This is a genomic window from Serratia sp. YC16 (genome assembly GCF_009707615.1).
Lineage (GTDB): Bacteria > Pseudomonadota > Gammaproteobacteria > Enterobacterales > Enterobacteriaceae > Serratia > Serratia surfactantfaciens.
The window spans coordinates 323,900-345,401 of sequence record NZ_WLYN01000003.1; the positions used below are offsets into that span (position 1 = coordinate 323,900).

General features: G+C 57.2%; 17 protein-coding genes. 12 read left to right on the plus strand and 5 right to left on the minus strand.

Annotation, left to right across the window (positions count from 1 at the left end; translation table 11 throughout):
* Positions 1-57: 57 nt before the first annotated feature.
* From GKN89_RS13430 to yjiA, 12 genes are all read left to right on the plus strand, one after another.
* Complete coding sequence (locus GKN89_RS13430) at positions 58-1,428, plus strand: glutamine synthetase family protein (RefSeq protein WP_154747161.1); 1,371 nt, start codon at positions 58-60, stop codon at positions 1,426-1,428.
* A gap of 29 nt (positions 1,429-1,457) precedes the next feature.
* Positions 1,458-1,868, plus strand: a complete 411-nt coding sequence (locus GKN89_RS13435; RefSeq protein WP_154747162.1) for a GNAT family N-acetyltransferase — start codon at positions 1,458-1,460, stop codon at positions 1,866-1,868.
* A 13-nt stretch (positions 1,869-1,881) separates the two neighbouring features.
* Positions 1,882-2,571 carry a trehalose-6-phosphate synthase gene (locus GKN89_RS13440; RefSeq protein WP_060422105.1) on the plus strand — a complete coding sequence of 230 codons (690 nt, stop codon included), beginning with the start codon at positions 1,882-1,884 and terminating at the stop codon, positions 2,569-2,571.
* A gap of 594 nt (positions 2,572-3,165) precedes the next feature.
* Positions 3,166-4,776, plus strand: a complete 1,611-nt coding sequence (locus GKN89_RS13445; protein WP_230328989.1) for an ABC transporter permease subunit — start codon at positions 3,166-3,168, stop codon at positions 4,774-4,776.
* 15 nt (positions 4,777-4,791) lie between these two features.
* Positions 4,792-5,583 carry an ABC transporter ATP-binding protein gene (locus GKN89_RS13450; protein ID WP_154747163.1) on the plus strand — a complete coding sequence of 264 codons (792 nt, stop codon included), beginning with the start codon at positions 4,792-4,794 and terminating at the stop codon, positions 5,581-5,583.
* Positions 5,584-5,615: 32 nt separating this feature from the next.
* Positions 5,616-6,698: a porin gene (locus tag GKN89_RS13455; protein WP_154747164.1), complete on the plus strand. Its 1,083-nt coding sequence runs from the start codon at positions 5,616-5,618 to the stop codon at positions 6,696-6,698.
* 584 nt (positions 6,699-7,282) lie between these two features.
* Positions 7,283-8,062, plus strand: a complete 780-nt coding sequence (locus tag GKN89_RS13460; protein ID WP_063918074.1) for an ABC transporter ATP-binding protein — start codon at positions 7,283-7,285, stop codon at positions 8,060-8,062.
* Between the two features lie 112 nt (positions 8,063-8,174).
* On the plus strand, positions 8,175-8,867 hold the full coding sequence (locus tag GKN89_RS13465; protein WP_019453282.1) for an MgtC/SapB family protein: 693 nt from the start codon (positions 8,175-8,177) through the stop codon (positions 8,865-8,867).
* Positions 8,868-8,894: 27 nt separating this feature from the next.
* Positions 8,895-9,779 carry a LysR family transcriptional regulator gene (locus tag GKN89_RS13470; RefSeq protein WP_154747165.1) on the plus strand — a complete coding sequence of 295 codons (885 nt, stop codon included), beginning with the start codon at positions 8,895-8,897 and terminating at the stop codon, positions 9,777-9,779.
* Positions 9,780-10,040: 261 nt separating this feature from the next.
* A complete protein-coding gene (locus GKN89_RS13475) occupies positions 10,041-12,221 on the plus strand; it encodes a carbon starvation CstA family protein (protein WP_154747166.1) in 2,181 nt (726 codons plus the stop codon).
* Between the two features lie 218 nt (positions 12,222-12,439).
* On the plus strand, positions 12,440-12,643 hold the full coding sequence (locus GKN89_RS13480; protein WP_004953088.1) for a YbdD/YjiX family protein: 204 nt from the start codon (positions 12,440-12,442) through the stop codon (positions 12,641-12,643).
* A gap of 21 nt (positions 12,644-12,664) precedes the next feature.
* Positions 12,665-13,627: a GTPase gene (gene yjiA / locus GKN89_RS13485; protein ID WP_154747167.1), complete on the plus strand. Its 963-nt coding sequence runs from the start codon at positions 12,665-12,667 to the stop codon at positions 13,625-13,627.
* A gap of 417 nt (positions 13,628-14,044) precedes the next feature.
* Here the strand turns inward: yjiA and GKN89_RS13490 are convergent, their stop codons facing one another.
* The 5 genes from GKN89_RS13490 to GKN89_RS13510 are packed head-to-tail and all read right to left on the minus strand — an operon-like array spanning position 14,045 to position 21,486.
* Positions 14,045-14,959 carry a PD-(D/E)XK motif protein gene (locus GKN89_RS13490; RefSeq protein WP_072271057.1) on the minus strand — a complete coding sequence of 305 codons (915 nt, stop codon included), beginning with the start codon at positions 14,957-14,959 and terminating at the stop codon, positions 14,045-14,047.
* The gene (locus GKN89_RS13495) at positions 14,952-15,650 is read right to left on the minus strand and encodes a hypothetical protein (protein ID WP_154632735.1); all 699 of its coding nucleotides are present in this window, start codon (positions 15,648-15,650) and stop codon (positions 14,952-14,954) included. The genes GKN89_RS13490 and GKN89_RS13495 overlap by 8 nt, the downstream gene beginning before the upstream one ends.
* Entirely contained in the window at positions 15,647-16,606 is a 960-nt protein-coding gene (locus GKN89_RS13500) for a hypothetical protein (protein ID WP_154747168.1), read from the minus strand. The genes GKN89_RS13495 and GKN89_RS13500 overlap by 4 nt, the downstream gene beginning before the upstream one ends.
* A complete protein-coding gene (locus GKN89_RS13505; RefSeq protein ID WP_060440849.1) occupies positions 16,603-18,651 on the minus strand; it encodes a hypothetical protein in 2,049 nt (682 codons plus the stop codon). The genes GKN89_RS13500 and GKN89_RS13505 overlap by 4 nt, the downstream gene beginning before the upstream one ends.
* A gap of 3 nt (positions 18,652-18,654) precedes the next feature.
* On the minus strand, positions 18,655-21,486 hold the full coding sequence (locus GKN89_RS13510; protein WP_195934010.1) for a Z1 domain-containing protein: 2,832 nt from the start codon (positions 21,484-21,486) through the stop codon (positions 18,655-18,657).
* Positions 21,487-21,502 lie beyond the last annotated feature (16 nt).

The window sequence follows — 21,502 nt, forward strand, 5'->3', positions numbered from 1 at the left end:
GTCTCATGCGTTTATCCCTGCCTCTGGCCGTGACCAGTCTTCGTTCTGGAGCACGCCATGCATGCTAATATCATCGGCTTCAATCCCCTGCTGGCGGAGCTGCCCGCTTCGCCGACGCGCACCTTCCGTAAAGAGCTGGAGCACTATCTGCAGCGCTATCCGGATACCGAACAGCTGGATATTTATCTGCACGATCTGAACGGCCAGCTGCGCGGCAAACGGCTGCCGATCGCCGAAGCCTTTGGGCTGGAAAAAGGCTGCTACTTCCCGCTGTCGATCTACGCCATGGATCTGCACGGCCGGGTGATAGAAGAAAGCGGGCTGGGGCAGCGGGCGGGCGAGCCGGACCGGCTGTGCCTGCCGGTGCCCGGTACGCTGCGCCCCTGCGCGCGCGATCCCGAGCGCCACGCCCAGCTGCTGCTGACGATGCAAAACGCCGATGGCGACGCCTGCGAGCTGGAGCCGCGCGTGGTGCTGCAACGGGTGCTGAAGCGCCTGCACGAGCGCAACTGTTTCCCGGTGGTGGCGGCCGAACTGGAGTTCTACCTGCAGGATCCGCAGCACCCCGCCGAGGCGGAAACCTGCCCGACGCAGAGCTTCGCGGTGGATGCGCCGGAGCGCCACCATGCGCTGCTGAGCGACATCGAACGGCACGCGCGGCTGCAGAGCCTGCCATTGACCGGCGTGGTGGCCGAAGCCGCCTCCGGCCAGTACGAGCTGAACCTGCATCACAGCCGGCGCGTGCTGGAAGCCTGCGACCAGATCATGGTGCTAAAACGCCTGACGCGGCAAATTGCCGAGCAACATCACCAGCACGCCTGCTTTATGGCCAAGCCCTGCGCCCACGCCGCCGGCAGCGGACTGCACTTTCACATCAGCCTGCAGAACGAGCACGGCGAGAACCTGCTGACCGGCGCGCCGGGCGAACTGAACGACAACATGCAGCAGGCGATGGCGGGCATGCTGGCGCTGATGCCGGCGTCGATGGCGATCCTGGCGCCCAATATCAACGCGTTCCGCCGTTTCCGCCCCGGCATGCACGTGCCGCTGCGCGCCTCCTGGGGCCACAACAACCGCACGGTGGCGCTGCGCCTGCCCTGCGCCGACAGCGCCAACCAGCGCATCGAATACCGCCTGGCCGGCGCCGACGCCAACCCCTATCTGGCGCTGGCGGTGATGCTCGGCGGCCTGCTGCACGGGCTGGAACAGCCGCTACCGCTGCCGCCGGCCGCCAACGGCTGCGAGAGTGACAACGCCGCCCCCTTGCCGCTCGGCCAACAGGAGGCGCTGACGCTGTTCCGTCACAGCGATCCGCTGCGCGAGCTGCTCGGCCCGGCGTTCTGCACTCTGTGGCACACCTGCAAAAGCGCCGAACTGCGCCGCTTCGAGGAACAGGTCACCGCCGCCGAACTCGGCTGGATGCTGTAACCACCCGGTTCATTAACCTAAGGATAATCATGAATATGCAACCGCAACCGGCGCCCGCGCAGCCGCTGCTCTGCTGGCGCAAAGGCGTTTTTCATATCAGCACCGACCGGCAGTTATTGGACATCGAGGCGATCCAGCGTTTCCTCAGCCTGCCGGATCGGGCGGCGGCGGAGCGCCTGGTGCACCACGGCCTGTGCTTCGGCCTGTACCGCAAGCGCCACCTGCTCGGTTTCGCCCGCATGGTGACCGATTACGCCACCTTCGCCTCGGTGAGCGAACTGTTCGTCAGCGCCGAATACCGCGGCGTCGGGCTGGGCAGCTGGCTGACGCGCTGCTGCCTGGCGCATCCGGCATTACGCGGCCTGCGCGTCACGCTGCCCGCTCTGCAAGCCCCCTGGCGCGCCGATTGTTCGGCGCATGCCCCGCGCGCCCTTCACTGATAAGGAGCTCCTGATGTCTCGTTTAGTGCTGATTTCGAACAAGCAGTGCGACGGCAAGGATCTGGCCTGCGCCGGCCAGACGCTGGCGGCCGACGCCGAACCGGGGCTGTGGCTGGGCTGGAACGGCGACGTGCAGAATTTTGCGCAGCGCCCGATCAGCTGCCGCCAACGCGCCGGTTACGATCAGGTGACCTTCCCGCTGTCGATCGAGGAGTTCCGCCGTCACTATCAGGGCTATTACCACGATGGCCTATGGCCGGTGTTCCACAACCAGCCGGAGAAGGCGCACTTCACGCCGGAAAACTACCGCGCCTACCGGCAGTTGAACCGCCGTTTTGCCGATATCGCCTGCGAGCACCTGTGCCCCGGCGACATCGTCTGCATCGACGACTATCAGCTGCTGCCCTGCGCCCAGGCGCTGAAGGAGCAAGGACTGCTGAACGCCTGCGCGTTCTTCTTCCACCTGCCGTTCCCGTCGGCGGCGCTGCTGCGGCGCATCCCGGAACATCGCCAGCTGATCGCGTCGCTGCTGTTCTACGATCTGATCGGCTTTACCACCACCGACGATCGCAACGCCTTTCTCAGCTGCCTGGCGGCCGAGTTCCCGCTGGAGATGCTGCCCGACGACCAGATCCAGGCCAACGGGCATCTGTTCGCCACCGGCATTTTCCCCGCCGGCATCAACGGCAGGCAGGTTTATTGATTTACGGCGGCGCGCCCCCTTCAGGCGCGCCGTTTTATTTCGCCGCGATTTATTTTTACCGTTTTTATTGCCATCACCATGCGTTATTTCATTTTATGAATATAGCGATTAAAAAATGAATATTCATCCTGTTACATATCAACCGTAAAAACCCTACGCCGCCAATTGCTTTTTATTAGTAAAAAACATTACCCTCTCCCTGCCATATTTAAACCGAGGAGGGCCCCATGGGCGATGAAAGTTTTAGTTTTACGCTAATGCTATTGGGCGTCTTTCAGTAATGCCATCCGCGTTGCATTCTGAAAGACACAGAATGCGGCATCCGCTCCCCTTCTGACGGTTTTCCCGCTCTGCCTGCCCGCCCATCGCCCCGCTGCGAAAACAACGTCTGTCTCAACCGTTACAGCGGTATTTATCTGATGTCGCCGGGCATATTCCCCGAGCGGCGACGGATTTCTTATGGGAAAAATAAGGTATTGCGTTATGCAAAATAACCGGGGTACATCTGTTTTCAAAAAGTCTTATTTAAATGACTTTATCGTTATCGCCATCGGTGTTTTTTTCATTGCCTTTTTTATTCGTGCCTGGGGTGACATGCACGCTGACTTCAATGAACAAAACGTCTCTGCCATTAATCTCGATGCCTGGAACCTGCTTTATTATTCGCTCAGAACCAGCATGCGTTTTCTCCTCGGCATGGCCTGGTCGCTGCTGTTTTCTGTGGTATTCGCCGTGCTGGCCGCGCGCTATGCACCGCTGCGCCGGGTGATCCTGCCCTTCGTCAACTTTATGGAGTCGGTGCCGCTGGTAGGGTTCCTGACCTTCACAACCGTGTATTTTCTCAACCTCTACCCGCACAGCGTGATGGGGCTGGAGTGCACCGCCATCTTCGCGGTGTTTACCGGCCAGGCCTGGAACATGATGCTGACGCTGTATCAGACGCTGCGCATCGTGCCCAAGGAGCTGGACGAAGCCGCGCGCAGCTTCAATTACAACCCGTGGCAACGCTTCTGGCGGCTGGAGTTCATCTATTCAGTGCCGGGCCTGCTGTGGAACGCCATGGTGTCACAATCCGCCGCCTGGTTCGCCCTGGTGGCCTCCGAGGCCATTCCGGTCGGCGATCGCTCGGTCGAACTGCCCGGCGTCGGCTCCTATATCGCCGAAGCGCTGGCGCAGCAGAACGTGCCGGCGATCCTGTATGCGATCGTCGCGCTGGCTGCCAACATCGTGCTGCTCGATCAGCTGGTTTTCCGCCCGCTGGTGCGCTACACCGCGCGCTTCAAATACGAAGACGTCACCGCCAACCGGCCGCTCGGCAATCCGTGGTTTTACAACAGCCTGGCCTTCTCGCACGTTGGTGCGGCGCTCGGCCGCACGCTGCGCACGCTGGCTGACCTGTGGCTGTTCAAGCTGCCGCGGCTGTGGTACGCCCTCGGCCTGCACCGCCTGTTCAGGCTCGCCGCCAAAGGCAACTGGCTGTGGCGCAGCCTGTGGTATCTCGGCGTGGTGCTGGCCTGCGTGTGGTTCGGCTATCAGTTGTGGGAATACTTCCCCAAACAGTACTTCGCCATGCTGCCAGAGTGGATGTTGCTCACCACCGCGCGGGTGGCTGCGGCCATGCTGCTCAGCGTGGCGATCTTCACGCCGCTGGGCGTCTGGATCGGCATGAATCCGCGGCTGATGAAGATCTTCCAGCCGATCATCCAGATCCTGGCGGCTATTCCGCCCAACATTTTCTACCCGCTGATCGCCGCCTTCATCGCCATTTATCACCAGGATCTCGGCTGGTGGGCCATTCCGATGATCATGCTGGGCACTCAGTGGTACGTGTTGTTCAACGTGATCGCCGGCGTTTCCGCCATTCCGACGCAGATCACCGAAGTCAGCGAAACCTTCGGCATGCGCCGCTTCCGCTGGTGGCGCTACTACATGCTGCCGGCGATCTTCCCCTACATCGTGACGGGCATCATCTCCGCCGCCGGCGGCGCCTGGAACAGCGCCATCGCCGCCGAGGTGATCCAGTGGGGCAGCACCACCCTCAGCGCCACCGGGCTGGGCGCGTTCATTTCCGTCGTCACCGACGCCGGCAAGAACCCGGAGTCCGCGCTGGGCTGCGCCGCGATGTGCGCGCTGGTGGCGCTATGCATCATCTTCATCTGGCAACCGCTGTATCGCATCGCGGAAACCAAATTCAAATATGACTGATCAAGGGGGAACCACATGGTGACTCAAGAGGTAATTATCAGCGCCCGCCGGCTGAACAAGACGTTTATCGGCGAAAACAAACGCCCCAAACCCGTGCTGCGCGACGTATCGCTGACCGTGCACGCCGGCGAGTTCGTTACCATTCTGGGGCAATCCGGCTCGGGCAAGTCCACGTTGCTGCGCATGCTGGCCGGGCTGATCCCACCGGACAGCGGCACGCTCACCCTGGCGGGCAAACCGGTCGACGGCCCGAGCGCCAACGCCGGTATGGTGTTTCAGTCGTACGCGCTCTATCCCTGGCTGGCGGTGTACGACAACATCGCCTTCGGGCTGCTGGCGCAAAAACTGCCGCCGCAGACGATCGCCGAGCGACTGGACGCGCTGCTGCGCCTGGTGGGCCTGACCGGCTATGAGCACGCCTGGCCGCGCGAGCTTTCGGGCGGCATGCGCCAGCGTGTGGGCTTCGCCCGGGCGTTGGCGGTAGAGCCCGACCTCTTGCTGCTGGACGAGCCCTTCTCCGCTCTCGATATCTTCACCGCGCAAAAACTGCGGGGCGACCTGCTGGCGCTGTGGGGGGAAAACCGGCTGCGCACGCGCGCCATGGTGATGGTGACGCACGATGTCGAAGAGGCGGTGCTGATGTCCGATCGGGTGCTGATCCTGGACGCGACCAGCAAACGGATCGACGACGAATTCAGCGTCAACCTCCCGCGCGCGGCGCGCAACCGGGAAAGCCTGCGGCACCTCACCGATCGGATCCGCAGCTGCCTGTACAAAAAAATCGCGCAAGCGCAATCGGTCGGTTAACGGCCCTGTTTTCATCCAATTGGGGAATTGAAATGAACCATAAAAGCTTGCTGATGACGCTGGTCATCCTGCTGCCAGCCGCCGCCACCGGCGCGGAAATCGTCAATAAAGACGGCAATAAGCTGGATCTGTACGGCCAGCTGAACGGTGTGCATTACTTCAGCAGTGACGCCGACAATAACGGCGACCGCTCCTATACCCGCTTCGGCTTCAAAGGCGAGACGCAGATCGGCGACGGGCTGACGGGGTATGGCCAATGGGAATATCAGGCAGGGCTCAATCAGCCGGAAAGCGCCGGGCCGGGCGACAGCTATACCCGCCTCGGCTTCGCCGGATTGACGTTCGGCCCCTGGGGCAGCCTGGATTACGGCCGCAACTACGGCCTGCTGTATGACGTGGCCGGCTGGACCGACGTGCTGCCTGAATTCGGCAACGACAGCTACGAAGCGGCCGACAACTTTATGACCGGCCGCGCCAACGGCCTGCTGACCTACCACAATCGCAGCCTGGGCGGTCTGGTCGACGGCCTGGATCTCGGCCTGCAATATCAGGGGAAGAATCGGGGGGACGACGCTCACCGGGCGAAGGATATCCAAACGCAAAACGGCGATGGTTACGCCTTTTCCGCCACTTACGACACCGGCGCGGGGCTCAACGTTGGCGCCGCCTACGCCAACTCTGCGCGCACCCTGGCGCAGCAGCGCTTCGGCCTGGCTGACGGCGATCGCGCCCGGGCCTGGACGCTGGGGCTGAAATACGACCAGGACAACCTCTATCTGGCGGCAAGCTACGCGCGCACCGAGAACATGACCTACGTCGACGGCGATCGCTACGCCGGCTTCGCCCCGCGCGCAGACGCCGTCGAGGCGGTCGCGCAGTATCACTTCGATTCCGGCGTCACGCCCTCGGTAGCCTACCTGCAAACGCGCGGCCGCAACCTGCCCGGCATTGGCGACGCCGATCTGGTCAAATACCTGGATCTGGCGCTGAACTACAGCTTCAACGCCAACATGTCGACCTACGTGGAGTACAAACTCAACCTGCTGCAGCGGCAGAACGCCGCTGGCGCCAGCGCCGACGACATCGTCGAAACCGGCATCATGTATCAGTTCTGACCCCCATCCCGGCCAGAGGGCACCCTCCGGCCGGTTCATTATTCGACTTTCCGCCCGCCGCTTATTCTCTCGTTTAATTCAGGTTTATATTTCCACAAAATGACGCCTATATTCATTCTCGCGCTTTCTGTTGACGCCCCGTTTAATGAATAAAGAAAATTTTTCCCGCATTCATATTAAATTACATTTTGCCGCCATAATTCGGTGCATCCACATTGAACAATAGGCAATAGCACGCGTATTATGGCCACACGAAAAATAACGGGAGAATGATATGGACGGCGACAGTTGGTTGTTTATTTTATTGTTGGAGCCGCTGAGGTCACAGGAGCAATAGTCATCCCATTGCATCCTGAAAGTGTCAGGATATGAGTCAGTTATAGCATCCCTTCGCTTTACCCTTCAGCCTCTGGCCTCCGCGCACGCCGCACCGGCACGCCCGACGGGCTACCCCCTCCAGCATAAGCGTATTAACAGCCCGATAACGGTCAGGCTTATTTGCACTCGCATTTATTTTACGCCTGCCCGGCGATAAATATCGGCCCTTTTTCCATGCTCATATTTTAATTGGGTGGAGACAGATCATGATGGTAAAAAAAACCACGCTGCTGACGGTCAATAACGTCAGCAAAAGCGTTCAGCCTACCGGTAAAGAAAAACGTCTGGTGCTGGATGAAATCAATTTGCGCCTCTACGACAACGAGGTCGTCAGCATTTTGGGGCAGTCCGGATCGGGTAAATCCACTTTGCTGCGCATGCTTTCCGGCCTGATCGCGCCGGATCTGGGCAGCGTGATGCTGGGGGATAAAAAAGTCTCGGGGCCGAATCCCCAGATCAACATGGTGTTCCAGACCTTCGCCATTTTCCCGTGGCTGAACGTCTACCAAAATATCGCCTTCGGGCTGCAGGCGCAGGATCTGCCGCCGCAGGTGGTCGAAGCCCAAACGCTGAAAATGCTCGATCTGGTCGGGCTCGCGCCTTACCGCGACGCCTACCCGCGCGAGCTTTCCGGCGGCATGCGCCAGCGGGTCGGCTTCGCGCGTGCGCTGGCAGTTGAACCGATGCTGCTGTTGCTGGACGAGCCGTTTTCCGCGCTGGACGTCTATACCGGTGAGCACCTGCGCAGCGATCTGCTGCGGATCTGGAGCACGCGCCAGATCAAAACCCGTTCCATCGTGCTGGTCACCCACAGCGTAGAGGAGGCGGTGATGATGTCTGACCGCATCCTCCTGCTGGGCGCCGGCACCCTCGACGGCTGCTATCACATCACGCAGCGCCGCGAGGCGCGCACCCGCGAGGGGATGCAGCCGCTGACGGACAAAATCAGCGAGGCGCTCAGCCGGCAGATCGCCGCCGCGCACTGAGCGCCGTCCTGGACTGGCGGGACGGAATCCCGCCAACTTAACTACCTGTTTATCAAGAGTTACCCCACCACGGGTGGCTCATGATAAGCGGATAATACATCGAGTTATTATCATGCATTTCATTCATACGCTGCTGACGCTGCTGACCGCGTCCGTCCTGGGCGCCGCCATCGGCTACGAAAGACAGTTCCGCCAGCGCACCGCCGGGCTGCGCACCAACACGCTGGTGGCCACCAGCGCGGCGATCTTCGTCCATCTGGCCATGACCATCGACGGCAGCGGCGGCGCGGTGCGCGTCATCTCCTACGTGGTCTCCGGCGTCGGCTTTCTCGGTGCCGGGGCCATCATGAAGGAAGGGATGAACATCCGCGGCCTGAACACCGCCGCCACGCTCTGGGGCTCCGCAGCGGTCGGCGCCTGCGCCGGCTGCGGCCTGTACGGCGACGCGCTGGCCGCCACGCTGTTCGTGCTCGCCGCCAACACCCTGTTGCGCCCGCTGGTCAATATGGTCAACAAACAGCCCTTCAATGACGTTAACGGCGAATCCACCTACCAGATTTGCGTCATTGCCTTCGAGCATGAACAGCGTGAAGCGCTGGCCAAATTCAAACAGGTGCTGCAAGGGGAAAACTGCTTTATCTCGCATCTGGATATCGAACCCTTCGGCGACGACGACGTGGAGATCACCGCCACCTTGATGCCGGCTTCCGTCACCACGCCGGTGCTCGACCAGACCATCAATAAATTGCTGAACGACAGCATGATGAAACAGGCCTATTACAGCCGCATCGCCGGCTCCGGCTGATGCCTTTCACTTCCAGGGAGATCAACCATGAAAACCATGCCAAAGCTGGCGCATCTGACGATGTTCAAAGACATTGTCCACTGTGGAAGCTTGCACGAGGCCGCGAAAAAGCTGGCCATCTCGCAACCGACGCTCAGCCGGGTGCTGAAAGAGCTGGAAATGACCGTCGGCGCGCGGCTGCTGGAGCGCAGTAACCGCGGCGTGCGCCTGACGGCGGTCGGCGAACTGTTTTACCGGCGGATAGACGCCGCCACCAACCAGTTGCTCAACGCGTTTGACGAGCTGCGCGGCCTGAGCGCCGACGGCGAGAAGCGCCTGCGGGTAGGGATGAGCGTCGATCCGCTGCTGTGCTACCTGCCGCAGGTGCTCGAAGGCTTCAACCGCCGCTACCCGCATACCCGGGTGACGGTGGTGGAGGACGGCCCGGAAGGCCTGCTGGCCCGGCTGAGAAACTGCGAGCTGGATTTGGCGGTCAGCAGCCTGAACGGCGCGGCGGGCGGCGCCGATCTGGCGATGCAGGCGCTGAAGAGCGAGCGCTTCTCGCTCTATCAGGGAGGCGACCTTAGCGCGGCCGGGCAGCCGCCGGCCGAGGCCAAATGGGTGGTGCCGCGCTCCTGCTCGGTGGGGCATGCCGCCATCCGCGAGATCGCCGAACGCTACACGCCGCACGGCCAGATCGTCGAGACCGACTCCTTTCTGGCAACCTGGTGCCTGGTCAGGCAGCAGGGCTATATCGCGCTGCTGAGCGATCGGGTGGTCGCGCACTACGCCCCGCAGCTGCACCTGCAGAAAATCCCGACGCAAGAGATCGACATCAGCGCGCGCTTTTACGTCTTTACCCGCCATGAACCGGCCACGCCGCCGCTCAGCGCCGCCTTTATCCACCTGCTGCAGGCCATGCAGACGGCCTGAGGAGACAGGCCGCCGCCCGCCGGCGGCCGACTCTCTGGTTCAGGCCGCCAACCGCTCACCCCGCCAATCCAACCGTTCACCCGGCGAATCTGACCGCTGAGCGAAATACGCCTGTCTTCCCCCCTTACCCCCAGCGATGATGAGCTGTTCCTAAACCCGCCTTACCTCGGGAAAGACGCTACGGCTCACCGCGCCACTCTGACATCTCTTACAAGCGGATGAGTTCATTCATATTTTGCAGACTGGAATTAAGGATACCTCATGAAACGAGAGGGGATTTTAAAGCACATTCCGTGGATGCTGCTGGGGATACTCGGCGCAGCCTGCCTCGGCGTGGTGGCGCTGCGCCGCGGCGAACACATCAGCGCGCTGTGGATCGTCGTCGCGTCGGTGGCGGTGTATCTGGTGGCCTACCGCTACTACAGCCTGTACATCGCCACCAAGGTGATGAAGCTGGACGCCGGCCGCGCCACCCCGGCGGTGGTCAACAACGACGGCCTGAACTACGTGCCGACCAACAAGAACGTGCTGTTCGGCCACCACTTCGCCGCCATCGCCGGCGCCGGGCCGCTGGTGGGGCCGGTGCTGGCCGCGCAGGTCGGCTACCTGCCCGGCACGCTGTGGCTGCTGGGCGGCGTGGTGCTGGCGGGGGCGGTGCAGGACTTTATGGTGCTGTTCATCTCCTCGCGCCGCAACGGCGCCTCGCTCGGTGAGATCATCAAAAAAGAGATGGGGCCGATACCGGGCACCATCGCGCTGTTCGGCTGCTTCCTGATCATGATCATCATCCTGGCGGTGCTGGCGCTGATCGTGGTGAAAGCGCTGGCGGAAAGCCCGTGGGGGGTGTTCACCGTCTGCTCCACCGTACCGATCGCGCTGTTTATGGGCATCTACATGCGCTATCTGCGGCCCGGCCGCGTGGGTGAAGTGTCAGTCATCGGCATCGTACTGCTGGTGGCCGCCATCTGGTTCGGCGGCGTGGTGGCGCACGACCCGTACTGGGGCCCGGCGCTGACCTTTAAAGACACCACCATCACCTTCACGCTGATCGGCTACGCCTTTGTCTCCGCCCTACTGCCGGTATGGCTGATCCTGGCGCCGCGCGACTACCTGGCCACCTTCCTGAAAATCGGCGTGATCGTCGGGCTGGCGATCGGCATCGTGATCCTCAACCCTGAGCTGAAAATGCCGGCGGTGACCCAGTTCGTCGACGGCACCGGCCCGGTATGGAAAGGCACCCTGTTCCCGTTCCTGTTCATTACCATCGCCTGCGGTGCGGTCTCCGGCTTCCATGCGCTGATCGCCTCCGGCACCACGCCGAAGCTGCTGGCCAATGAGACCGACGCGCGCTTTATCGGCTACGGCGCGATGCTGATGGAGTCCTTCGTCGCCATCATGGCGCTGGTGGCGGCGTCCATCATCGAGCCGGGCCTGTACTTCGCCATGAACACCCCGCCGGCGGCGCTGGGCATCACCATGCCGGATCTGCACCGCCTGGGCACCGAAGACGCGCCGATGATCATGGCTTCGCTGAAGGACGTCACCGTGCACGCAGCGGCGGCGGTCAGCTCCTGGGGCTTCGTCATCAGCCCGGAACAGATCCTGCAGACCGCCACCGACATCGGCGAACCTTCGGTGCTGAACCGCGCCGGCGGCGCACCAACGCTGGCGGTGGGCATCGCCCACGTGTTCCACCAGATCATTCCGGGCGCCAACATGGGCTTCTGGTACCACTTCGGCATTCTGTTCGAGGCGCTGTTCATCCTGACCGCGCTGGACGCCGGCACCCGCTCCGGGCGCTTTATGCTGCAGGATCTGCTGGGCAACTTCGTGCCGTTCCTGAAGAAAACCGACTCGCTGGTAGCCGGCATCATCGGCACCGCCGGCTGCGTCGGGCTGTGGGGCTACCTGCTGTACCAGGGCGTAGTCGATCCACTCGGCGGCGTGAAGAGCCTGTGGCCGCTGTTCGGCATCTCCAACCAGATGCTGGCCGCCGTGGCGCTGGTGCTGGGTACCGTGGTGCTGATTAAGATGAAGCGCACCCAATATATCTGGGTGACCGTACTGCCGGCGGTGTGGCTGCTGATCTGCACCACCTACGCGCTGGGCCTGAAGCTGTTCAGCGACAACCCGCAGCTGGAAGGCTTCTTCTTCCTGGCCGGCGAGTACAAACGCAAGATCGCCGAAGGCGGCGCCGAGCTGAGCGCCCAGCAGATCGCCAACATGAACCACATCGTGGTGAACAACTACACCAACGCCGGGCTGAGCATTCTGTTCCTGCTGGTGGTGTACAGCATCATCTTCTACGGGGTGAAAACCGCGATGGCGGCGCACAAGAACCCGAAACGCACCGACCAGGAAACGCCTTACGTGCCGGTGCCGCAGGCCGCGCCCGCCGACGGCGTAACTGAGGGGGAGGTCAAAGTTTCGACCCAGCATTGATGTGATTTAACGGATACCCTGCATAATAAACGTTAAGTAGTACCCAAAGCCGTACGGCCTGTGCATCGCAAGACGCCAGGCGTACGGCGCGATGCAATCGAGATACCCGGGGTGACCCGGAGGTGGGGCATCCCTGCGGGAACCCCATCCCCCGGCTTCTCCTAATATCAGGCTTAAGCAAGCGCTGTAGTGATGCAGGGTAAAGTTGGAGAAGGCTTATGTTCGGAAATCTCGGCCAGGCGGGGAAGTATCTCGGGCAGGCGGCGCGCATGTTGGTGGGCGTGCCTGACTACGATACCTACGTCCAGCACATGAAAGACAACCACCCGGACAAGCCGGTGATGACCTATAAAGAATTTTTCCGCGAGCGCCAGCAAGCGCGCTACGGCGGCGACGGCAAAGGCGGCATGCGCTGCTGTTAACCCGCAGTCACAAGGACCCGTATGAAACCCATTGCAGTCACCATCCTGACCGGCTTTTTGGGCGCCGGCAAAACCACCCTGCTGCGCCACATCCTGAACGCCGAACACGGCTATAAAATTGCGGTCATCGAGAACGAGTTCGGCGAAGTGCCGATCGACGACGCGCTGATCGGCGATCGCGCCAGCCGCATCACCACCCTGAGCAACGGCTGCATCTGCTGCAGCAAGTCCAACGAACTGGCGGACGCGCTGCTGGATCTGCTGGACGGCGTCGACAGCGGCCAGCTGGCGTTCGACCGGCTGATCATCGAATGCACCGGCATGGCCGATCCCGGCCCGATTACCCAGACCTTTTTCTCGCACGAGATCCTGTGCGAGCGCTTCCTGCTGGACGGCATCATCACCCTGGTGGACGCGGCGCACGCCGAGCAGCAGCTGAGCCAGTTCAGCATCGCCCAGGCGCAGGTGGGCTACGCCGACCGCATCCTGCTGACCAAAACCGACGTGGCGCCGGACTGCGAGGCGCTGATCCAGCGGCTGCAGCGGATGAACGCCCGCGCGCCGGTCTACCAGGTGACGCACGGCGATATCGATCTGAGCGTGCTGTTCGACATCGAAGGCTTCACGCTGAACGACAAGCTGAACCTGACGCCGCCCGCCCCGCTGTTCCGCCGCATCCCGCAGCCGCAGAGCGACATCCGCTCGATCGTGGTGACGCTGGAGCGTCCGCTGCCGCTGATACAAATCTCCGAGGTGATGGAAGGCCTGCTGCTGGAATACGCCGATAACCTGCTGCGCTACAAAGGCATTCTGTCTATCGAAGACGAACCGCGCCGCCTGCTGTTCCAGGGCGTACAGCGGCTGTACAACGCCGACTGGGATCGGGAGTGGCTGCCTGAGGAAGAGCGCAAGAGCACCTTGGTATTTATTGGTGTGGATCTGCCGGAGGAGGAGATTCGGGGAAGGATTGGGAGGTTGGAGTAAACGGGGCTTGGATATGGGAGCCTGTGGGTGGGCTCCTTTATGGGCATATGGTGTTAATGGGGTTGGAGGGAGGGACACTAGACGCAGCTCTGTTGCTGCTTGCTGTAGGGCAAATTCAGCGGCGAATTCGCGTGCAGGAAGGAACTCACCTGCCTGTTGTTTTTTGTAGGAGAGCAGCTTTATCGTGATCGTGAGCGGTTTAATCGAATAGACTTGCATCAGTTAACATCATCACAACTTGTCGGCCTTGCTGTATTCGGCAAAATAGACAGAAGGACTGTGCACTTTTCAATGAACTTCTGCAAAAGAGTTCTCAGCTCTCCTCCCTCTAGCGAGATCATCTAGTATTTTGAAAAATATAAACATAGAATCAAGTAGAACTAAAACAGATATACTTACAAATAGTAGAGCCACATTCTAAAACTGCTGGGACTTTAAACCAGAAAGATCTATCCCATACTCCAACTGAACAACGCCTGTAGGCATGACTCCACCTTTGAAACTCTCAGGCGTTATGCGGGGAAAACTTTCATCAACCCTATAAGACCTCGCCTCAAGCAGGTTGTATTCCTCTTTCCGCACAGAACATCCTGCCTCCATACCAAGTCGCTGCAAGGCGACTTCCAGCATGACGGCATCAACGCCGAGCGCAACAAGACGATCACAGACAAGGTCTATCGACAACCCATCATCAACTGGCTCGAACCTATAGTGAACCAGCTCCAACGGTTTACCGGATGAGGCAGCTAACTGAAACTGCCCAGATATGTTGATTATGGCCCCGTAACGACTGATCGTCGACTTGATCTCGTAATCGGTTGCTGGGGTCATGATATCAACCACGCCGCCGAAAGGGCCACTCCACTCCAAAGAATTTCCTTTAATGACCAGCGCTTCTAACGCCAGCAGCTCTGCGAGCACGTCATAACCATGCTTGTCGATCAGCGCATTCCCCAGCAGGTGGCGCCATCGTTCCCACCAAACAAGCGGGGCAGCAAGTAACGTTTGGCGAACATCGCTGCTGTGCTCGACACTTACCATGTGCGCACAGATCAACCCGAATTCATTGCGGAGCCATTCCATGGACGACTCCAGACGCAGAAAGCATCTATGCTGACCTGCAACAATTCGTCCTACAGTCCGAAGTCTGGCGCCGGCAAACTCTTCTGAGATCTCAAGTGATTCAGAGCACTCAATGGCAACGCCAAAACTGTCGCTCTCTCGAAAAACCCACGCAGGAAACTCTGCTGGCATCGCTTTGATAAGCAGCATTCGGCCACTCTGCTCAAGGTTGGCAAAGCCTTCTTGAATTTCTTTCAACAGATCAGTCATGAGTACTATCCAAGTCCTTAGAAACGCATCCCACATCTGAAAAAAGCGTGTCAACGTAACCGAATAAGCCCCCTTCGCATAATGAAGGTTCCTTCAACAAAATTTGTGCCGTATTGAGCTTCATAATTGCTCTGAACTGATCTTGTGAAGGGTTACGCTGCCGACGCATTTCAAAAATCCGCCGTGTAAGATCAATTCTGAATCCCCCCCTGCCAGGGCGCTCGACCAATTGCACAACCGTATCTGTGGTTACGTTCTCCAACACCTTACGAGTATTCTGCTCCGAGCCTTGCCATGTGAGGTGCACAGTCCACCAAACTGCTCGCAACCAAATACGGCTTCGCCCTTTCCAGAAACGAACTGGAGGGGCGCTATCCCAGCGACTTTTCACAAGATCCGGCAATACACGTACTGAAAGAAAGCGCCACCAGCCATCATCTGCCGCGGAACGAAGGTCCATACCAGCTTCCGACAATATCTGGAACAGAACCAAACCGACTTTCATATCATAAGCGCCAGGGCCTGCGGCGTTACCTCTTGCATTCACATCATATAACGGTATAGCAGTAAGCAGCTGGCGGCGTATTATCTCCAGTTCCGGATGGAGTTTGTCTGGAGCAAACGAATCATTTTTTACCATCTCATCAAAATGACGCTGCGATAATTTCAGATTCAATGTCGGGAAAATCATTTAGCGGCCTCCAATTCCATGACCCGGCTATCAATCCAACGTTGGATAGATTTGAACAGCTCTGGAAGGGAGCCAGTGTCCAAGTCACCTAATCTGATAAATGAGCATATCGCATCCGCAATACTCCCAATCCCCTCGTCAGCATCGGTCACGCCTAGATGTGTATCGAACTCTGCCCCCATGTCTTCCTTGACCTGAGCAATAACCAAGGTTAGCCAAGCTGCAAACACTTGACGCATCAACTGCGACTGCTCGATACTTAAAGCACGACGATCGCGTAACTGGTCGAAATGAGGATGAGAGCTGTTAAGTACCAAGGCGACGTATTCGCTGGAAAACGGTTCATCTTGGGGATCACTCCAGCACGCTTTCAACTCCCACAGAGGCTCCGTTGGCCCTAAGGACTCCTCCAGTACAGGGAAGAGAGAACCATCACCGTCAATAATGATTTCGATCGGCTGTGTCACGAGTCCCAACCGTGCCCCTAGCTGATGTGCATATCCGGGAACAAATTCTGACGTGTGTCGGCCTAAGAACGTTTGAACTGATATCAGACCACTCCCCCTGACAGTTCCAGGTTTGAGTGTGATCTCAAGGACTACATACCCATCTTCGGTAACGTGCTGCAATCCATAAGCAGTTCCAAGTGTTCTCCAGCATGAGTCCGCAGATGCCCACTCCAACGCAAGCAGAACTTCAGATTCCGCAGTCACTACTCCTTCAGCACCAAAGATGGCTTCTAGCAGCGGAATTCGTTCGATAACGCATTGAACTACCAGAGTATGTTCGCCCGGATTCCAATCACTGTCCTTGCCGATAGCATATTGGTATTGAGCCAACGCCTTCACACCAGGATCAAAATAGCTATCGGCCCTAAAGCTGAAACTTACGACCGAATCATTCCCTTGTGAGAGCGGTGCATTCAGCATCCGATAGAGCGGCAACCGTGTACTCATTCCGCCTCTCCCTTGGAACTCAAGATTCGAACACCTACAACAGGTTGTAGGAGCTTGCCTCCGGACTCATCCATTCTGACTAGAACCCTCCCTTCCAGTACCAAGTCAGACTGGAGGAACGCAGCGTCAACAATGGTAAGTTTTAAGCTTGTCCCGTCGGCACTCTGTAAGCACTTTATAGCAGAGGTTGCGCTCATGATTCGAGGTGATTCCAATCGAAATGGAAACGTACTGAGTCCACTTTCAAGCCACTTCTCGCAGGTGATCGGTCCGGACTCAGAATCTACAGAAACTGTAATTTCCCTCGGGGTATTCGTTTGCGCCCTTCCCCATATCAAGCGCCATGTCATGGAAATAGTGTATGCTGCATGCCTAATTTCTATTATTTCCAGCACTGGGGAAGAGTTTTTTGCTCTTTTGGAACCGTTCCCTATGGCAGCATGCGAAGCCGGTTTACCAAAGCGCCCATCACCGCCAAATCCTCGATTGGGCAGCACTAGCTCAGCCAGTTTACGGGACATCCGCATCGAAGGTTTTACATTCGCACTAGGCTGCGACGGTACACAGAAGTCTTTCCATGCCCGACCACATTGCGTACGAATCTTTTCAACAATTCTTCCTCCATATACATCGATCCAAGTAGCATGATCCGCACGCTCGCAACTTCGCAAATATCCTTCTAGGTTTTGGGTTGTCGAACGCAATCCCCTAGTTTCTGATGGAGTGAGCTTCTGTTTCGAATTTGGCAGAAAGAGCCCTATCACATACCGCCCATCTGTAAAACCAGAGAACCCACCGGACCAGCCGCGTGAATCAATACTATCATCCCAACAGATGTTCATTCCTAACGAGCGCATGAAAGTCATGATCGGTCGATGGGGCGGAACACTGTCCATCCTAGAGAAAATGCAAACTTCCGGGCTCGGGCTATTGTCTGGCGCATCCATTTGCAACTGTTTCGAAGTTAGCGCCACTGCAATCAGTTTTCCTGCCTGACTACTACCTACGAACTCACCACGCAATGAAATAGCTCTGATGAGCATATTATTGGTCTTGATGCCTCGGGCTGTAAGGTAATCATTCGCCTCAAGCGTCTCCCCAACCACACGATTATACAAACACTGGGCCACCCGAAAGATCGGCAACATGTCGGCACTGGCTATTTTTTTCCCGTTAACTGATGCTCTTAAATGTCTACCACTGGCGAAGAAAGGGTTATCCAGTCGAGCATTGAACCAGCGCTGGATCGCGACATTCACATAATCTGCGTAACTTCTTTCCCACCATGGAACCCACCCGCTTTCCTGATCGAGTACGGGTAGCAGGTTTTCCTTGAGCAATGGAATTATGATTGCCGTTCCGGTTTCTTCGCCAGTAAATGGCTGAGCACCAAGTGCCTTCAAAATATCATTGATATGATCAGGAGCAGTGATTGCCTGCAAGCCTTCTTCCGCTCCCCACCATGCAATGCCTGTTTGAGTCTTAAGCTGCAAGCGGTCTTCACGACTTTCATCTTCGACCAACGAAGCTACCAAGCGCTCCTCATAGCCTTCCGCAGTCTTAATCCGACTATAATAAATAACCAGGCCGGCTCCCATGCGGAAATAACAGGTCTTGCCTAACCCCCACGAACCGCCGGCACCATCATCTGTGCGAGTTCTACCAATCTCAAATACAAGCTTCAGGAAATTTCCATGCTGACCGTTAGTCTTCACGCTATCGAATGTCATCGGACCTGTCAGACCTTCAGTACCAGAATCACGAATCTCAAGTAGTTTTGGTAGACGCGGATAGCGTTTCTTCAGCATCTGCAGATTGAGACCTTCACTGAACGTGGAAGCAATGGCGTCCAGCAAATGCTCACGGATATGAAAATCCACCGAAACTGGTTGTAATTGAAAACTATTCTGGCCCGCATCAAGGGAATTCTGAACGGATTCGCGTACCAACAGATCTAGTAATGGAGTTTCTTCGTTCTGCAGTGCGCGAAGCAGAAATGCACCGGATTCCTGCATTGGCTGCAGTGGAAGACTGTAATACTTCATGGTTCAGATCTCTCCTACCTTTTCCTCGAGGCTATTCTCCAATATAGAAAGAGGCTCTGGAATATGCACAGTCACATGAGTAGCATAGTTTTGCTTCTTACCTTGCGAACCCGGTAGATAAAGACTGATGCCTATAATGTGAGCCTTGGCATTAAGCGATGCTCTCTCTCTGCGCGGCGCAGCCTTCATCTTTGACAAACTATCGTATTTGCTGACTTTATCGATAAGGTAGATAAGCAATTGAGGTGTATTTCCGACACCACCTTTGCAACGCAACTCTGATATCCTGGAATTAGTGAAAGTCGCATTTGAAAGATCACTGTCTTCAATATAGAGAACATCCGCAAGCAGATCCTTTGGATCTCGCAGTGCCCCAATGGACACCCCATCATCCGAGCGCTTATCAGCAAAGCGAGTACGATTGATCCGACCAACCGCATTACTGCCAATCACCCATGTGTTTTCCGGTTTCGGAGAGCTGCCAGCAACAACGACGTTCCAATTCGTATAACCGGCATTTGTAGCATGTTCACCAAGCCATTTCAGAAAAGCGTTGATGTCGGAGAAAAACTGATTCCCCGGATGGAATGACAAGCGAGCCAAATACTCAGCTATTAGACTCACATCAACATTACGCCAAACAAGGTTATGAGACCTCTTCAATTCAGGCTGTTCAGAATTCGAACCAAGCGAGTTCAGAAACTCTTCGGTGTAATGCAAATTGCCATTAAGTACTACTTCAGCGTCATCGCCATCATGGAAGACCGTAGTCTGCCGGTTGATGCCCGAAAAGTCGAAATCTGCCTCGATCGCACTCTGCATCCTATTCGCACCAGTAGGGCGAATCCAAGCCAGCCTCGCATGAACCCGAACACGTGGTCCATACTCCTCAGGCTTAGAGCCACCATGCATGAAACGTTGTAAATCATCACGAAGTTCTTCCTCCGCAACCGTCATGAACTCGTATTTGGCTCTTGTATCATTAGACATCCAGATTCTAGGTAACAATTCATAACCTTTGCGATATCCAAACCAGCGTCCCATTTGCATAAGAGAATCCGCTTGGGCCGAGCCACGCAAGAAAAAGGTGCTGACGAGATTTTCAATCGTCAGTCCACGGGAAAGGGTGCCGCCACCAATAACAATAAAAGCTGTGCAAAAATCAATGCATTGCCCATCATCAGGGTAGAACAACCGCCGGACTTCATTCTCATCGGTGACCCCATTGTTGGCACAGTTATCAACGCAGACATGGATCCCACGGTGGTATATACGCCTAGAGTCCGCGTCGAGTTGAATAGCTGTTACCATGCTTAGAAGCGTCCGGATCTCAGCCAAAAGACTATCAAATGTCGGCAGCTCATGAAGCTCGGAGAGCCGCCCGTAATCAGGAAAACGCTCAGAAAACTGGTTGACGTCCAGCTCTGACGAGACGTTTTCCCATACCTGTCTGAAAACCTGTTCCAACTGAATATTGCTGTATTTCGACCACGTTTCGAGAGCAGCTTGCACTGCTTTACTCATATAGTCATGGTGAACCTGCCTTGCACTAGTATGAATCAACATGCTCACAGGTTTTGCAGAACCGGATACTCGCATGACTGCCACGCAACACAGATACCAGACCAAGCTTTCTCTCAATGCTTGAGGTAGGGTTAAGTCATCGCCTTTGTGAATGCTACGAACCTTCTCCAAGTCATCGCCAGAAACTTCACGAACGATCCCAAGCGGTTCCTTATTTTGTTCAAGATATCCGAAGATCTGTACAGGCCCGAAATGTTCATCAGCTTGTGGTAGAGCAGCGATGAAATCTGTTGGGTAGAGGGTCGTTTCACTAGGCCCTTCATTGAGAAAATTGGCTGCTGGTGTAGCAGTAAATGCTACATAGTTCACGCTTTGCAACGGCAAACGGATCAACCGCAGAATAAGGTCGTTGATGACCGTACGTTCATCTTTGGAAACGTCATTCGAATTGATGCCTGCCTGATCCGCCTCGTCATCAATCACTACAAGTCGCATTTGTGACATGCCCTGCGGATGCGCACTGATCCAATCAATGAGATGCTTCAACCGGGCTGGATTCTTGAGACAGACAACCAAGTGACGGTCCCTTCGGCCAGCGTCAAACTGCATATCTTGTGCCCGCGCACCATAAGGGCTATTGCTCGACGGATGCTCAATCGACTTCCAACTGAGGTTTCCATCATGCTGGAATAGATCGCCGACAAGTCGCTTGCTGGTTTGCACCCGTAGGTTTTCCAGCGTACCAGTGAGTACGACGAACAGGTTCCATCGGTAGTCCGCGGCCATTGAAATAAGGCCCGCCATGTTAGCTGTTTTGCCAGACTGGACATGCCCGACCACTAGGCCTTTCACAGCCACTCGATCTTTTGTGTTCTGGCGAAAGTGCTTGAGTACACGTAAAGCAGACTCTTGGATATTATCGACTGAGGTTTTCTTCCAGCCCTGATTGAGCAGGTATTTCCTGTAGAGTTGCCAAGCACTTCGTCCGTCTTGCGGCACAGTGAAGCCTGGCTCGGCCTCTTCCGGTCCTACAACGATCAAGGGTCTTGCCGCGGCGAAAGATTGTTGTTCTGCGTGTTTCTTATGCCGGACGATTTCCCTCCAACATTCACAGCGTTCTTCCGGGCTGTTGCCCAACGAAGGCCAGTCTTCCATTTCCTCCTGCATACGGAACCAAGAATCGACTTTCTCGAGTGATTCCCCCAACCGGCCAAGAGCGGCAATTTCATCCCAGCTCTTTCCTTTCAGGCGCCAGCTGTCAATGAAAGCGCGGCATTTGTCGTACGCCGGGTCAATACTGTAATTAGCCATGAGCATCCCTACCTTC

Bases quoted from the DNA above. Each gene is read 5' to 3' on its own strand.
- GKN89_RS13510 (WP_195934010.1), bottom strand. From the start codon at position 21,486: ATGGCTAATTACAGTATTGACCCGGCGTACGACAAATGCCGCGCTTTC.
- yjiA (WP_154747167.1), top strand. From the start codon at position 12,665: ATGAAACCCATTGCAGTCACCATCCTGACCGGCTTTTTGGGCGCCGGC.
- GKN89_RS13435 (WP_154747162.1), top strand. From the start codon at position 1,458: ATGAATATGCAACCGCAACCGGCGCCCGCGCAGCCGCTGCTCTGCTGG.
- GKN89_RS13500 (WP_154747168.1), bottom strand. From the start codon at position 16,606: ATGAGTACACGGTTGCCGCTCTATCGGATGCTGAATGCACCGCTCTCA.
- GKN89_RS13495 (WP_154632735.1), bottom strand. From the start codon at position 15,650: ATGATTTTCCCGACATTGAATCTGAAATTATCGCAGCGTCATTTTGAT.
- GKN89_RS13465 (WP_019453282.1), top strand. From the start codon at position 8,175: ATGCATTTCATTCATACGCTGCTGACGCTGCTGACCGCGTCCGTCCTG.
- GKN89_RS13455 (WP_154747164.1), top strand. From the start codon at position 5,616: ATGAACCATAAAAGCTTGCTGATGACGCTGGTCATCCTGCTGCCAGCC.
- GKN89_RS13450 (WP_154747163.1), top strand. From the start codon at position 4,792: ATGGTGACTCAAGAGGTAATTATCAGCGCCCGCCGGCTGAACAAGACG.
- GKN89_RS13445 (WP_230328989.1), top strand. From the start codon at position 3,166: ATGCACGCTGACTTCAATGAACAAAACGTCTCTGCCATTAATCTCGAT.
- GKN89_RS13470 (WP_154747165.1), top strand. From the start codon at position 8,895: ATGAAAACCATGCCAAAGCTGGCGCATCTGACGATGTTCAAAGACATT.
- GKN89_RS13460 (WP_063918074.1), top strand. From the start codon at position 7,283: ATGATGGTAAAAAAAACCACGCTGCTGACGGTCAATAACGTCAGCAAA.
- GKN89_RS13475 (WP_154747166.1), top strand. From the start codon at position 10,041: ATGAAACGAGAGGGGATTTTAAAGCACATTCCGTGGATGCTGCTGGGG.
- GKN89_RS13440 (WP_060422105.1), top strand. From the start codon at position 1,882: ATGTCTCGTTTAGTGCTGATTTCGAACAAGCAGTGCGACGGCAAGGAT.
- GKN89_RS13490 (WP_072271057.1), bottom strand. From the start codon at position 14,959: ATGACTGATCTGTTGAAAGAAATTCAAGAAGGCTTTGCCAACCTTGAG.
- GKN89_RS13430 (WP_154747161.1), top strand. From the start codon at position 58: ATGCATGCTAATATCATCGGCTTCAATCCCCTGCTGGCGGAGCTGCCC.
- GKN89_RS13480 (WP_004953088.1), top strand. From the start codon at position 12,440: ATGTTCGGAAATCTCGGCCAGGCGGGGAAGTATCTCGGGCAGGCGGCG.
- GKN89_RS13505 (WP_060440849.1), bottom strand. From the start codon at position 18,651: ATGAAGTATTACAGTCTTCCACTGCAGCCAATGCAGGAATCCGGTGCA.